Source organism: Streptomyces actinomycinicus (genome assembly GCF_016741775.1).
GTDB classification, from domain to species: Bacteria; Actinomycetota; Actinomycetes; order Streptomycetales; family Streptomycetaceae; genus Streptomyces; species Streptomyces actinomycinicus.
Genome location: NZ_JAERRK010000004.1, coordinates 168,623 through 181,814, shown reverse-complemented (window position 1 = coordinate 181,814; position 13,192 = coordinate 168,623). Strand labels below are relative to the sequence as shown.

13 protein-coding genes are annotated in these 13,192 nt (G+C 72.3%); 6 read left to right on the top strand and 7 right to left on the bottom strand.

Translation table 11 applies throughout. The annotated features are described in order from the left end of the window. Positions 1-13: 13 nt before the first annotated feature. Positions 14-1,030, top strand: a complete 1,017-nt coding sequence (locus JK359_RS10410) for an amidohydrolase family protein (RefSeq protein WP_201834242.1) — start codon at positions 14-16, stop codon at positions 1,028-1,030. A 70-nt stretch (positions 1,031-1,100) separates the two neighbouring features. On the opposite strand, the gene JK359_RS10405 is transcribed toward JK359_RS10410, so the two are convergent. Continuing rightward, positions 1,101-2,297, bottom strand: a complete 1,197-nt coding sequence (locus JK359_RS10405) for an erythromycin esterase family protein (RefSeq protein WP_201834240.1) — start codon at positions 2,295-2,297, stop codon at positions 1,101-1,103. A gap of 69 nt (positions 2,298-2,366) precedes the next feature. On the opposite strand from JK359_RS10405, the gene JK359_RS10400 reads away from it, so the two are divergent. Then, positions 2,367-3,263: a TioE family transcriptional regulator gene (locus JK359_RS10400; protein ID WP_201834238.1), complete on the top strand. Its 897-nt coding sequence runs from the start codon at positions 2,367-2,369 to the stop codon at positions 3,261-3,263. Between the two features lie 66 nt (positions 3,264-3,329). Then, the gene (locus JK359_RS10395) at positions 3,330-3,806 is read left to right on the top strand and encodes an MSMEG_6728 family protein (protein ID WP_201834236.1); all 477 of its coding nucleotides are present in this window, start codon (positions 3,330-3,332) and stop codon (positions 3,804-3,806) included. 4 nt (positions 3,807-3,810) lie between these two features. Here the strand turns inward: JK359_RS10395 and JK359_RS10390 are convergent, their stop codons facing one another. From JK359_RS10390 to JK359_RS10365, 6 genes are all read right to left on the bottom strand, one after another. Next, positions 3,811-4,485 carry a hypothetical protein gene (locus JK359_RS10390; protein WP_201834234.1) on the bottom strand — a complete coding sequence of 225 codons (675 nt, stop codon included), beginning with the start codon at positions 4,483-4,485 and terminating at the stop codon, positions 3,811-3,813. Positions 4,486-4,994: 509 nt separating this feature from the next. Beyond that, complete coding sequence (locus JK359_RS10385; protein WP_201834232.1) at positions 4,995-5,168, bottom strand: hypothetical protein; 174 nt, start codon at positions 5,166-5,168, stop codon at positions 4,995-4,997. Positions 5,169-5,193: 25 nt separating this feature from the next. Next, complete coding sequence (locus JK359_RS10380) at positions 5,194-5,550, bottom strand: PRC-barrel domain-containing protein (RefSeq protein ID WP_201834230.1); 357 nt, start codon at positions 5,548-5,550, stop codon at positions 5,194-5,196. Between the two features lie 67 nt (positions 5,551-5,617). After that, positions 5,618-6,838: a spore photoproduct lyase family protein gene (locus tag JK359_RS10375; RefSeq protein ID WP_201834229.1), complete on the bottom strand. Its 1,221-nt coding sequence runs from the start codon at positions 6,836-6,838 to the stop codon at positions 5,618-5,620. A gap of 75 nt (positions 6,839-6,913) precedes the next feature. Then, positions 6,914-7,255, bottom strand: coding sequence for a DUF3140 domain-containing protein (locus JK359_RS10370; protein ID WP_201834227.1), 342 nt, complete (start codon positions 7,253-7,255; stop codon positions 6,914-6,916). Positions 7,256-7,261: 6 nt separating this feature from the next. Then, a complete protein-coding gene (locus JK359_RS10365; protein WP_201834225.1) occupies positions 7,262-7,498 on the bottom strand; it encodes a hypervirulence associated TUDOR domain-containing protein in 237 nt (78 codons plus the stop codon). Between the two features lie 237 nt (positions 7,499-7,735). On the opposite strand from JK359_RS10365, the gene JK359_RS10360 reads away from it, so the two are divergent. The 3 genes from JK359_RS10360 (at position 7,736) to JK359_RS10350 (ending at position 13,141) form a co-directional block, all read left to right on the top strand. Next, on the top strand, positions 7,736-8,983 hold the full coding sequence (locus JK359_RS10360; RefSeq protein WP_201834223.1) for a carboxylate-amine ligase: 1,248 nt from the start codon (positions 7,736-7,738) through the stop codon (positions 8,981-8,983). A gap of 160 nt (positions 8,984-9,143) precedes the next feature. After that, entirely contained in the window at positions 9,144-10,925 is a 1,782-nt protein-coding gene (locus JK359_RS10355; protein WP_201834221.1) for an N-acetylglutaminylglutamine amidotransferase, read from the top strand. Beyond that, positions 10,901-13,141 carry a S9 family peptidase gene (locus JK359_RS10350; protein WP_201834220.1) on the top strand — a complete coding sequence of 747 codons (2,241 nt, stop codon included), beginning with the start codon at positions 10,901-10,903 and terminating at the stop codon, positions 13,139-13,141. Before JK359_RS10355 ends, JK359_RS10350 begins: the two co-directional genes overlap by 25 nt. The last annotated feature ends 51 nt before the right edge of the window (positions 13,142-13,192 follow it).

The window sequence follows — 13,192 nt, the reverse complement described above, 5'->3', positions numbered from 1 at the left end:
GATCGTGGGCGGCATGAACGATCACCGTGCCGCACCCGTCGATCCTGCCGACTCCTCACGACCGGCCGCTGTCCACGGCTCCTGCTGCACCGCCGGGATGCCGGAACCGGACGCGGCCTCCGGCTCCAGCCGGGCCACGGGCGCGGCGTCCCCGGGTGAAGAGGGCGAAGAGGTACGTCGTTTCTGGCAGCGGCTCGGTCTCCCCGGCCTCGTCGACGTCCACACCCACTTCATGCCCGAGCGCGTCCTGCGCAAGGTCTGGGACTACTTCGACGCACAAGGACCACTGACCGCCGGGCTGGAGTGGCCGATCGCCTATCGACAGGAGGAAGCCGAACGGGTGGCCCTGCTCGGCGAGTTCGGCGTCCGGGCCTTCACCGCGATGCTCTACCCGCACAAGCCGGGCATGGCCCGGTGGCTGAACGGGTGGGCGGCCGACTTCGCCCGCCGCACCCCCGGCTGTCTGCACACCGCCACGCTCTACCCGGAACCCGGCGTCGAGACGTACGTCCGCGAGGCCGTCGAAGCGGGCGCGCGCGTGTTCAAAGCGCATGTCCAGGTGGGGGCGTACGACCCGGCCGACGAACTGCTCCAGCAGGCCTGGGGGCTGCTGGCCGAGGCCGGAGTACCCGTGGTGATCCACTGCGGCTCCGGGCCGGCACCGGGCAAGCACACCGGGCCCGGGCCGATCGCACGGGTGCTGGCGCGGCACCCCCGGCTACGGCTGATCGTCGCGCATCTGGGGATGCCCGAGTACGAGGAATTCCTCGGCCTCGCCGAGCGGTACGGCGAGGTGCGGCTGGACACGACGATGGCGTTCACGGACTTCACCGAGAAGCTCATGCCCTTCCCGCCCCGGGCCCTGCCCCGGCTGGCCGAACTCGGCGACCGCATCCTGCTCGGCTCCGACTTCCCCAACATTCCCTACCCCTACGTCCACCAACTCGCCGCCCTGGAACGGCTGGACCTCGGCCCGGAATGGCTGCGGTCCGTGTGCCACGACAACGCCACCAGGCTGTTCGGCCTGTGAGAGCGCGGGAGGCCGACAGGTCGGAAAAGGCTAAGCGCCGGCGAGACGGGCGAGGGCGCCCGCACCGGATCTACCGGACGTCCTTGACGAACACGAGACCGTCGCTGTGGCTCAAGTGGGCCGGGTCGAACGGGGCGTAGCCGAACCACGGGGACTCGCGGGGCGTGGGCCGCGTGCCGCCGAGGGCGGTGGCCAGGCGGGGAGCGTCGATGACGCAGCGGTCTTCCGGGAGCGCGTGGAGGAGGCCTTCGAGGGTGTCCGGCGGCGGCGTGTCCACTCCCCGGTGCCGGATCGTGCCCAGGGCCGTGGGCAGGAAGGCGTACCTCTCGCCCAGCCGGGCACTCACCAGCGCGCCTGCGCTCCACCACTGCAGCGGCTTCCCGCTCATCCGCATGGAACTCTTCTCCCGCTGCAGACGGGAGTTGTGGGCGAAGACGAGGGCAGGACCCCGGTCGGCGACGGCGAGGAGGTTGGCGGCCATCATGTGGTCCCGCACGCTCACCAGCCGGGTCATGCGGGCCGGTGAGGTGTCGGCCATCCAGTAGTGGTACCGCAGCAGGCCCGTGGCGGTGCGGCCGTAGAGGTGCGCCCGGTCCCGGTCGTCGGGCGACGCGGTCGCGAGCAGGTGCGGGGTCCGCTCCTCGAGCAGGGCCGTCAAGTCGTCGGCGATCAGCCGCAGTTCCCCGGCCTCGGGCGACCGTCCCACGGACTCGGCCGGGTCCGTCATCGCCGCGGGCTCGGTCCACCGTGCGTCGCTGCCGAGCAAGCGGTCGAGTGTTTCCGCGGTGCACGGCAGCAGGTCCGGGTCCACCCGGGCCGACAGGAAGTCGTGGAGTGCCGTCAGGGCCTGCCGGGGGCTCGCGGCGCCGGTGATCTCCAGCGGGCCGTCGGCACCGGCGAAGCGGAGCTGCTCGGACGCGGGCCGGCCGTCGTTGTACGCGCGCATCCAGCGCACGAGTTCACGGTTGCCCTCGAAGCCGCCCCAGCCGTGATTGATTCCGCGCTCCATGACCTCGTCGAGCGTTCCCGAGCCCGAGGTGACGTGGTCGTCCACGACCAGCCCCATCAAGCAGTCGGTCTCGAGGGCGATCGTCCGGTAGCCCTCCTGCTCGACCAGTTGCCGGAACAGTCCGTTGCGCAGGTCGAGCAGGGCTTCCTCGCCGTGAGTGGGCTCGCCCAGGGCCAGCAGGCGTGGCCGGCCCGGGAGCAGCCCCATCACCGCGGCGGCCTCGACGGCACGGGCGGTTTCCTTGATGTCGGTAGCCATGCCTTCAACCGTATCGTTGAACCTTCGGTTGAAACTTGGCGGTGACATCGCCGCGATATCCTCGGATTCATGGGGCGGAACCTTCAAAGCGCCGAGCGACTTCGGCCGGTTGATCTGGCGCGCGGGCACGGTCTGTCGACGCAGGCGATCAGGAACTACGAGGAGGCCGGCATCCTTCCGGCCGCCGCTCGCACGCCCCACGGCTACCGCACCTACTCTTCGCTGCACGCGGCGGCCCTGCGCGCGTTTCTCGCCCTGGTGCCCGGCCACGGCCACCGGACCGCTGCGTCGATCATGCGGGCCGTGCACCAGGACGCGATGGACGACGCGTTCCGTCTCATCGACGGCAGCCATGCCCAGCTCCTCGACGACCGGCGGACCCTCCAGGCCGTGGAGAGCGCCCTCCGCGACCTGGAGTCCACCCCGGCCCCCGAGCCCGGCGCGCACCCCGGGCCGGCGGTGGCCCACGGGCGCGGTGCGGAGCACAAGCCGGCCGCGGCATCCGGGTACGGCCCCGGACGAGGCCCGGCCGCGGCATCCGGGTACGGCGGCACGTTCATCGGCCCGCTCGCGGACCAACTGGGCATCCGGCCCGCGACGCTGCGCAAATGGGAGCGCGCCGGGCTGGTGCGCCCGACCCGCGATCCGCTCACCGGCTACCGCGTCTACGACGAGGCCGCCGTACGGGACGCCCGGCTGGCCCATCAGCTCAGGCGGGGCGGCTACCTGCTGGAGCAGATCGCCCCGCTGATCGCCCAGGTACGGGCGGCCGGCGGTCTGGAGCCGCTGCAGGCCACGCTGGACGACTGGCACGGCCGGCTGTCCGCCCGCGGGCGGGCGCTGCTGACCGGAGCCGCAGAGCTGGAGGCGTACCTCCGCGCGCGGCCCGCGGGGTACGGCGGGGCCGTGGTTGAGCCCCTGGTTCCCGGGCACTCGGTGACCCCGACAGGCACAGCGGCACCCTGAGACACATGCGGCCGGGTACGAGCCGTACCGGCCTCGTGCCAGGCACCCAGCTCCAGGACGGCGCCCATGCAGACCTTCCTGCCCGACCCCGACTTCCGGCGCTCCGCGCTGCTCCTGGACCGTCGCCGGCTGGGCAAGCAGCGGGTCGAGGCGCTCCAGGTCCTGCGCGGTCTCACCGTTCCCGGCTACGGCTGGCGCAGGCACCCGGCGGTGCGGATGTGGCACGGGTACGAGGAGGCCCTGGTCCGCTACGGTCTCGAGATCTGCCGGGTCTGGCGGGAGCAGGGCCACCAGGACAGCTGCGCCGCGTCCCTGATCGCCGGATACGCCGCGAGCCGTCCGGGAGCCCGTGTACGGGACCAGGCCGCTCTGGCCGCCGCCGGGGAACTGCCGCCGTGGCTCGGTGACGAGGCCTTCCACCGCAGCCACCAGTCCGCGCTGGTCCGCAAGGACCACGAGACGTACGCGCACGCCTTCCCCGGTGTTCCCGACGATCTGCCCTACGAGTGGCCGGATTCCGGCCGGGAGGCGGCGCCGGCGTGACCGGTCAGGGCGTGAATTCCTCCTCCAGGCGGTCGATCGCCCCGTCGGCGCCGAGGTGGTAGGTGAAGACCAGTCCGCTGTCCGGGTGCGCTTCGAGCCAGTCGAGGAACTCCTGCACTCCTATGTGCTGGTTCTCGGTGCTCTCCACGACGGGGTCGGTGACGGTGACGTACGCCGCCTGATCCAGGGGAAGGTACGTCTCCTTGCCCACCGTCTCGAAAGGCGCGCCGTCGGAGTCCGCGGGGGCACAGCCCCAGTTGCCGTGCTTGACGATGAGGCTCAGCGAGCCGCCCTCGGGGGTGTAGCGGTAGACCGCGATCTCGTCGGGGGAGATGGGCATCTTGTGGTCGCAGCCCGTGCCGTCGCCCGCGCTGCCGGGCGTGGCCGTTGCGGCCGGCGCCGGTGCCGTGGGGGCGGGCGAGGTGGCCGCGGCGGGGGCCGAGGTGCCCGCTCCCGGCTTGCCGGCCGGCTCGGCCCCGGTCGTCGGGGTGCCGGTTCCCGCAGCGCCTCCGCTCGGCTGTGCCGTCGCCGTGTCGGCGGCGGTGGGAGCTGCCGTGGGGGCTCCGTCTCCGTTGCAGGCCGTGAGTGTCGCCGCCAGCACGGCGACGGCCGCGCTCGTCACGGTCGTACGGAGCACGGTGCCGGGTCTGAGACGGCTGGTCTGGCGGGAGTTCGGCATGGCGAATCCTGTCGGTCGAGGAGGAGCGGCCCGTGTATGCCGCAGGGGCGAACGGTTTTCAGCCCATCATCGTTTGCGCCGGCCGGTCATCGACGCCCTTGGCGGGATGCCGTTGCGGCCTCGTGACCTGCGGCGTCGGAGGGTCGGGAACTCCACCGGCAGATCGTCGATGATCTGCCTGTCGACGCTTCCGGCCGTCCGTCGCGGCCGGTGAAGGCCCGCACGCGCGCCCTGCTCAGCTTCTGTGCCACGGACTCCGTGGCCGCTCCTCTCCCAAGTCCCGTCGATGTAAAGGGACTTCGGAGGTGCGGCCGTTGTGCCGGGTGACGGTGGCGGTGTGGCGGTCGCCGCACCGCAGCCCGTCGCGCAGTCCGTCGTGGACCTCCACGGGCAGCGCGGTGCCGCGGCGATCGCGGCCGACGGCAGAAAGCCACTGGCAGGACACTGGGGCGGACGTCGACCGTGGACACGGCGGTCCGACCGGCCGGGCACCGCGCCGGCGGGCCCCGTCAACGCGCGATGCGGTGTTTCTTGCCTCCCCGGCGGAAGCGCATGGCGCCGAAGACGAGATCGGCGACGAGTACGACGGCGCCGATGATCAGCAGGTAGAACAGGCCGTGCACGGCGAAGCCGATGATGCCCAGGACGACGGCCACGAGGATCAGGAACAGGAACACGCTCATCGTTTCTCCCGGCGGCTTCGGTACGTCAACGGCGGCCCAGGCGCCGCTCGCCGCCGGCGCCCGGCGTGTAGGTCAGTTCGTAGTGGGCGAAGACCCCCGGCTCCTCGGCGGCGGGCAGCTCTCCGTCGGTGTCGATCGACGGCGCCTTCTTGACCCGGTCCTTGTCGTGCACCACCTTCAGGTACCCAGGACCGACGGTTGCACCGGCCAGGGGTACGAACACCAGGCGGCGCCGGGTGGGCAGGCCCACGGTCACAGTGGCGAAGAAGGGCTGGTCGGTGGACGTGTCCACATAGACCGACTCCAGCGTGCCGATCTTGTGCCCGTCCTTGTCGACGACGTCGTGCCCTCGCCATTCGCGGATATCGGATGCCTCGAACATCGCAACCTCCTCTGCGGGGAGGTACCCACGTGCAGGCCGGTGATGTGGCGGCGGGCGTCCGAAGCCCTCAGAAGGCGTAGCGGATGCGCAGCCAGGGGGCGTGGGACGCCACGAGTCCGCGCAGGGCCTGCACGGCCTCCGCCTTGACCCGGTTGGTGTAGCGGACGTTCAGCGCACCGTTCTCGGAGCGCTTGCCCTGCTGCAGGGCGGGCTGCCACAGCACCTCCTCGGCACGGGGGTGCCAGCCCAGGTTGACCTCGTGCAGTTCCCGGTTGTGGGTGAGCATGATCACTTCGCCGGCGGCCTGCCGTTTGACCCGGTCGGGCAGGACGTCGTCGAGATGCCGGAGCACCTCCGTCCACGCTTCCTGCCAGCCTGGGCGCAGCACCACGGGGGAGAGGTTGAAGTGCACCTCGTACCCCGCCTCCAGGAAGTCCGCGGCGGCGGCGATCCGGTCGTCCACCGGTGACGTCCTGATGTCCAGCAGCCGCGAGTCCGCCGCGGGCATCAGCGAGAAGCGGATGCGGGTCCTGCCCCGCGGGTCCAGGGCCAGCAGATCGGGGTTGACGAACTTGGTGGCGAACGACGCCTTCGCCGAGGGCCGCCGGCGGAAGAACCGGACGAGGTCGGCGGTGTTGTCGCTGATCAGCGCGTCCACCGAGCAGTCGCCGTTCTCGCCGATGTCGTAGACCCAGGCCGACTCGTCGCACTGGTTGGGCTCGGGCTTGCGGCCCTGACGGGCGATGTGCCGGGCCAGATGGGCGATGATGGCGTCGATGTTGGTGAAGACGGTGATGGGGTTGGCGTATCCCTTGCGGCGCGGCACGTAACAGTACGCGCAGGCCATGGCGCATCCATTGGACGCACCGGGGGCGATCCAGTCGGCGGAGCGCCCGTTGGGCCGTGTGGTCAGCGTCTTCCGCTCGCCCAGGACCAGCGTCTCCCCCTTCACCCGCACCCACCGCTCGACGTTCCCCTCGTTCCCGTGCAGCCCCGGGATGCGCCAGTGGGAGTCCACCTCGGTCACTTCGGCGTCCGGGAAGCGGGCGAGGATCTCACGGCCGCGCGCGGATGCGGCGGAGCCGGGTTCCGCGTAGACGGTCCGCACGGGCAGGAGGCGGCGGGCCGTGGGCGAGTCGCGGAAGGAGGAGCGGTCCTCCGCTGCGGGCCCGCGGACGCCGTCGTGGCCGGCCGAGCCGCACTCGTCCGGCGGCGCGCCGGTGTCCAGCGCGTCCAGACCGAACAAGGCGTCGACGTCGGCGGCCGGCGTGGCGGAGGGGTGCTTCATGGCTGCTCCGCTCGGCTGGTCAGGACTGGGGGCGCATTCCACTGTAGGCGTCCGCAAAGGTGCGAATGCCTCCGTTCAGCCGTCGTCGAGCGGATCGTGGCCCCAGTTCATCAGCGAGTGGCGCCACCGGGTGTCCCGCGGGTCCCCGGAGGGGCGCTGTGCGAGGTGGCGGCGGATGTAGCCGATCACCTTGCGCATGTGCGCGTAGTCCGCGTCCGAGAGGTCGTCCTTCTTCTTGCGCAGGATCGTGACGATCGCGCGTCCGGAGGCGTGACCGGTGGACTCGCCCCCGTCCTTGTGCTGTCCGGCGGCCCGGGAGTCCTCCGTCGCCAGCCATTTCTCCAGGGCGGAGGGGGTCATGTTCACCAGTTCCCGGAAGGCGTCCCAGGTCTCGCGGTGCTGGTCGGTGCTGGTCACGCCGGTCTACTTCTTCTTCTTGAGGGCCGAGGGCTTGTGCACGGCCGTGCGGCCGGACTTGTCGCTGCGCACCTCGTACTGCGGGTCGTCGGGCGAGGCGTCCACGGTGCGTCCCGCCGCCTCGGTGCGTTTGGTGATCTTTCTTTCGACGCTGCCCGTGGTCTCGGTTCCGTGGCTGCGCCACGCCACCTTGTCGCCCTTGGAAGGCTGGTCCTTCCCCGGCGTGCCCTTCGCCTTCGCCATGGTCGACCTCCTGCTGGGGAACGTGTGTACGGCTCTCCCACCTTGCAGCCGGGGGGCGAGTGCCGCACCCTCAGGGAGCCGGTGTCCGACGCCCCGCACGAGCACGGGTCCCCCGATTGCTCATCCGTGATGCAGATGTCTCCGTTGAGCGGTCCTGGTTAGCAACGGGGAAGCTGGGAAGTCGGAGATGCACAGCCAGCGCCCGCCGAGCGTCCCTCCTTCACCTTTAGGAGCGCCGTGACAATTCGCATCGGAGTGGAAGAGGAGTTCCATATCGTCGAGGTGGAGACGGGCCTGCTCGTACCGCGAGCCGACACGGTGCTGGAGAAGCTGCCCCGCCCCACTTTCACGACCGAGCTGCAACAGGCCACCGTCGAGTCGAACAGTGGCGTGCACACGTCACTGGACGACCTGTACGGCGACGTGACCAGCACCCGGCGCCGGCTGGACGCCGCGGCGACCAGTCACGGGCTTGCCGTCGTGTCCGCCGGGACGGTACCGCTGGCCCGCACCGCGGACATGCATCCCACGGCCGGCCGTCGCTATCGCCACATGATCGACGAGTACCGCATGGTCGCCGACGAACAGCTGATCTGCGGAACCCATGTCCACGTCGACGCCACCGACCGCGACCTCGCGGTACGCGTCATGTGCGACGTGTCGCCGTGGCTGCACGTCCTGCTTGCCCTGTCCGCAAGCTCGCCCTTCTGGCTGGGCACCGACACCGGCTACGCCAGCTGGCGGACGATGGTCTGGCAGCGCTGGCCCACCGCGGGCCCGGTCGGCTGCTACGCGAACGCCGCCGAGTACGACGCGGCCGTGCAGGCCCTGATCGACTCGGGCGTCATCAGCGACGCGGGGATGATCTACAACGACATACGCCCCTCGGCCCACCAGAAGACCCTCGAACTGCGCATCTGCGACGCCTGCCCGCGCGCGGCCACGGTCGTACTGGTCACCGGGCTCTTCCGGGCCCTGGTGACCGAGGCCGGTGAGCGGCTGGAAGGGGCGCGGGCCCCCGCCTGCGGCGGGCACCACGAATGGCTGCGCGCCGCGTCCTGGCGGGCGGCACGCTCCGGCCTCGAGGGATCCCTGGTCGACCCCCGCACCCGTCACGAGGCGCCCGCGGCCGAGGTCGTCCGCGGCCTCCTGGCGCACGTCCGCCCGGCACTGGAGGCGGCCGGGGACTGGCAGACGGTCCGGGACCTGGCGGAGAAGGCGCTCACGGACGGCAGCGCCGCCCACCGCATGCGCCGCACCGCGGCGGAGGAGGACCTGCTGGCCTGCACGGACCTGGCGATCGCGGAGACCAGGGGAGACGAGGACCGGCGCCGCCGGCCCGTCGCGAGCCGCACCGGGCGCCCCACCACCGTGGAGCTGCCCTCCGAAAACCGCCCGGTGTCCGCCGAAGGCGGCTCCGGTTCCCGTCCGGTGCCCGTCGAAGACGCATCCGGCTCCCGTCCTGCAAGGATCGCGGGCCGCTGACGCGAGACCGGGGGACACTGCCGAATCCGAATCCCGTACTGCACGAGTTCCGAAGGAGACGCACCACCATGTCCACCAACCCGGACCACACACCGGCGGACGGGACGGAGCACGCCATGCCGCCGCTCCGCCCGGAGACGCGCAGGGGAGGTGGTGCGTGATGTGCGGTCTGAGCGGAGAGATGCGCTTCGACGGCGGGCCGCCCGACCTGGCGGCCGTGGCCCGGATGAGCGACCGGCTCGCGGCCCGCGGCCCCGACGGCCAGGGGATCTGGTCGCAGGGCGCGGTGGCACTGGGGCACCGCCGCCTGAAGATCATCGATCTCTCCGAGCGCGGCGCCCAGCCCATGACGGACCCCGGGCAGGAGGTCACCGGCGTCTTCAACGGGTGCATCTACAACTACAAGGAGCTGCGCAGCGAGCTGCAGGCCCTCGGCCACCGGTTCCGCTCCACCTCCGACACCGAGGTGGTCCTGAAGGCGTACCGGCAGTGGGGCACCGCCTGCGTCGACCGATTCCTCGGCATGTTCGCCTTCGCGCTCGTCGAGCACCGCACCGGCCGCCTGATCCTGGTCCGCGACCGGCTCGGCATCAAACCCCTGTACCTGGCGCAGAGCCCCGGCCGGCTGCGTTTCGCGTCGTCCCTGCCGGCCCTCCTCGCGGCCGGGGGCGTCGACACCTCGCTGGATCCGGTCGCCGTCCACCAGTACCTCAGCTGGCACGCGACCGTGGCTTCACCCCGCACCGTCCTGGCCGGGGTGCGCAAGCTCCCGCCGGCCACCGTGCGGATCGTCGAGCCCGACGGCACCCACCAGGAGCACTGCTACTGGCAGCCGTCGTACACGCGCCGTCCCGAGCACGCGGGCATGAGCCCGAGCGAATGGCGGGACGCGGTGCTCGACGCCCTGCGCACCGCCGTGCGCCGGCGGATGGTCGCCGACGTGCCCGTCGGCGTCCTGCTCTCGGGCGGCCTGGACTCCAGCCTGATCGTGGCGCTCCTGGCCGACGAGGGACAGCGGGACCTGGCGACGTTCAGCGTGGGGTTCGAGTCCGAGGGCGGCGACGACGGCGACGAGTTCGCGTACTCCGACCTGATCGCCGGGGAGTTCGGCACCGATCACCACCAGCTGGTCGTTCCCTCGGAGCGGGTGTCGACGGCCCTGGACGGGGCGGTCGCGGCGATGAGCGAGCCGATGATGAGCCACGACGTGGTCGCGTTCCACCTGCTGTCCGAGCAGGTGTCCAAGAACGTGAAGGTCGTCCAGAGCGGGCAGGGCGCGGACGAGGTCTTCGCCGGGTACCGCTGGTACCCGAGACTGGCCTCCGTCGCCCGCGAGGACGAACCCGCAAGGTACGCCGACACCTACTTCGACCGGTCGCACGCCGACCTCGCCGCGATGCTCCAGCCGCACATGCTGCCCGCCGACGACGTCTCGGGCCGGTTCGTGCGGGAGCACATGGCGGCGCCCGGCGCCGAGACCGCACTCGACGCGGCCCTGCGGCTCGACACCCACGTCATGCTCGTGGACGATCCCGTGAAACGCGTCGACAACATGACCATGGACTGGGGCCTGGAGGCCCGGGTGCCCTTCCTGGACCATGAGCTGGTGGAACTCGCAGCCGCCTGTCCGCCCGAGCTGAAGCTGGCCGACGGCGGCAAGGGCGTCCTGAAGGAAGCCGGCCGCAAGCTGCTGCCCCACGAGGTGGTCGACCGTCCCAAGGGCTACTTCCCGGTCCCCGCGATCACCCACATGGCCGGACCCGTCCTGGAACGAGTGCGCGAGGCGCTCCACGCTCCCGAGGCCAAACGGCGCGGCCTCTTCAAGGACTCGTACCTCGACGGACTCCTGGCGGCCCCCGACCGACACCGCACCAGGCGCGGAGCCAACGCGCTGTGGCAAGTGGCTTTGCTGGAGATATGGCTGCAGACGCACGGAATCTGACCGAGAGGCGCACCACGGAGGCTGTGGCCTGCCCGGTCACGGCGACGGCCACCCCCGGGCAGGCCGTGGCCGCGCACCCGCCGTCCGGCGCCGACGGGGTTCCGCCGGCGCCGGACGGCGGTCCCGCGGCCTTCGCCGCCCCCGCCCGCATCCCGCTGCCGGACGCCTCCGGGCCGCGCGACGCGACGACGCGGCTCATCGCGCACGGCTGCTGGTACCCCTCCGCCGACCCCGCGGGACTCCGCGTCGCCTTCATCTGCGACCGCGGCGGAGTCCCCCAGCTGTGGGTCGGGCCCCCCGACGGCGACGAAGTGCACCTGCTCGACGCCGAACCGGACCCCGTGCAGGAGGTGTCCTGGTCGCCCGACGGCCGCTGGATCGCCTACACCACGGCCCCCGGCGGCGGTGAACTCACGCGGGTGCTGTGCGTACGCCCCGACGGCACCGACCGCCACATCCTCGCCGGAGCCGAACCCGGCAGCTCGGCCTACCTGGGCTGCTGGGCGCACGACGGCTCGGCCGTCGCCGTCACCGTCGCGGTGCCCACCGCCGCACCCACCGCCGTACTCTCGCCCCCGCACGCCGAGGCGGAGCCCGCTGCGGCCGGCTGGCCGCACCTGACCGGCGACGCCGTACTCCTCGGCGCGGCCCCCCGCACGGACAGCGCCCACGGCCCGGCGTCACCCACCGGGACCGGCGCCCTGACGGCTTCCGCCGGCCCACAGGACCGGCACACCGCCCCTGCGGCCGGCTTCGGCGACGGACTGTCGGCCTACCTGATCGACCCCGACGGTGTGACCGCGCCGGTGCTGCTCGCCGCCGAGAAGGACACGGCGACCCTGCGCGTGTGCGATCTCAGCCGCGACGGAGAACTGGCGGTGCTGCGCCGGGGGCCCCGCGGACGGCGCGAGGCGGTGGTGGTGCGCACCACCGACCGCTCGACGACCTGTGTGGTGCCCGTCGCCGACGGCGACCCGTGGATCGGCCGGTTCTCGCCCCGCGCGGACACCCTGTGGCTGCGCAGCGACGCCCACCGCGAGTTCGCGGTGCTGCTCGCCGCCGGACTCGACCCGGAAGGCCGGCCGCGCAGCTGGTCGGTCACCGCCGAGCGGGCGGACAGCGACCTCGAGCTGCTGCACATGACCCACGACGGCGGCGCCGCCGTCCTGGCCTGGAACGCGCGGGGCATGAGCGAGGTGGAGATCCGCGACACGGACCCGTCCGACACGGCCGGAGCCGCCACCGGCCCGCCCCGGAAAGTGGCCCTGCCTCACGAGGTGGTCACCCGCATCGTCGACGCCGGTGCGCGACGGCTGTTCCTGGCCCTGTCCGGATCCCAGCGCCGGCCCGGCCTGTGGTGGCTCCCCGAGAGCGTCGCGCCGGTGCGCACGCCCTGGTCGTCCCGCGACGAGGACTCCGTCCCCCCGGGCCGCCCGCCGGTGCGGCCGGTTCAGCTGAGCCTGACCGCACGGGACGGACTGCCGTTGCACGGCTGGTACTACCGGGCCCCGGGCCGCGGTCCCGGCGAACCGGCGCCCTGCGTCATCCACCTCCACGGTGGTCCGGAGGAACAGGAACGGCCCGTCCTCAACCCGCTGTACCACGAGATCCTGGGACGAGGCCTGGACATCTTCGCCCCCGACGTCCGTGGATCGTCCGGATACGGCAAGTCGTTCGTCGACGCGGACCTGGGCCGGGGCCGGTTCGCGGCGCTGGACGACGTGGCCGACTGCGCCGGGCACGCGGTGCTGGCCGGCCCCGCCGACCCCGCCCGGCTGGCCGTCATGGGCCGCTCCTACGGCGGTTACCTCACGTTCGCCTCCCTGGTCTGGCACCCGGATCTCTTCCGCACCGGGGTGGCGGTCTGCGGCATGTCGGACTTCGCGACGTTCTTCGAAGGGACCGAGCCGTGGATCGCCCAGTCGGCGGCGCACAAGTACGGCCACCCCGAGCACGACCGTGAACTGCTGCACGCCCTCTCACCGATGAGCCGGATCGACGCGCTGCGCGCGCCCGTGCTCGCCGTGCACGGTGAGCACGACACGAACGTGCCGCCGGGGGAGTCGGAGCAGTTCGTACGCGCCGCCCGGGAACGGGGCCTGAGCGCCGAAGTGCTCACGCTGCGCGAGGAGGGCCACGAGTTCCTCCGCGCCGACAACCGCCGGCTCTTCCGCCGGGCCGCCGCCGACTGGCTGCAACGGCACCTGAGCGGCTGACCGGGCGCCTGACGAGCCGGCCGACCGCGGTCCGCGCGGTCCTCGCCGGCG

What these genes read in the sequence shown, in the direction of transcription:
- JK359_RS10410 (WP_201834242.1), top strand. Translation starts at nt 14, where the DNA reads ATGAACGATCACCGTGCCGCACCCGTCGATCCTGCCGACTCCTCACGA.
- JK359_RS10405 (WP_201834240.1), bottom strand. Translation starts at nt 2,297, where the DNA reads ATGGCTACCGACATCAAGGAAACCGCCCGTGCCGTCGAGGCCGCCGCG.
- JK359_RS10400 (WP_201834238.1), top strand. Translation starts at nt 2,367, where the DNA reads ATGGGGCGGAACCTTCAAAGCGCCGAGCGACTTCGGCCGGTTGATCTG.
- JK359_RS10395 (WP_201834236.1), top strand. Translation starts at nt 3,330, where the DNA reads ATGCAGACCTTCCTGCCCGACCCCGACTTCCGGCGCTCCGCGCTGCTC.
- JK359_RS10390 (WP_201834234.1), bottom strand. Translation starts at nt 4,485, where the DNA reads ATGCCGAACTCCCGCCAGACCAGCCGTCTCAGACCCGGCACCGTGCTC.
- JK359_RS10385 (WP_201834232.1), bottom strand. Translation starts at nt 5,168, where the DNA reads ATGAGCGTGTTCCTGTTCCTGATCCTCGTGGCCGTCGTCCTGGGCATC.
- JK359_RS10380 (WP_201834230.1), bottom strand. Translation starts at nt 5,550, where the DNA reads ATGTTCGAGGCATCCGATATCCGCGAATGGCGAGGGCACGACGTCGTC.
- JK359_RS10375 (WP_201834229.1), bottom strand. Translation starts at nt 6,838, where the DNA reads ATGAAGCACCCCTCCGCCACGCCGGCCGCCGACGTCGACGCCTTGTTC.
- JK359_RS10365 (WP_201834225.1), bottom strand. Translation starts at nt 7,498, where the DNA reads ATGGCGAAGGCGAAGGGCACGCCGGGGAAGGACCAGCCTTCCAAGGGC.
- JK359_RS10355 (WP_201834221.1), top strand. Translation starts at nt 9,144, where the DNA reads ATGTGCGGTCTGAGCGGAGAGATGCGCTTCGACGGCGGGCCGCCCGAC.
- JK359_RS10350 (WP_201834220.1), top strand. Translation starts at nt 10,901, where the DNA reads ATGGCTGCAGACGCACGGAATCTGACCGAGAGGCGCACCACGGAGGCT.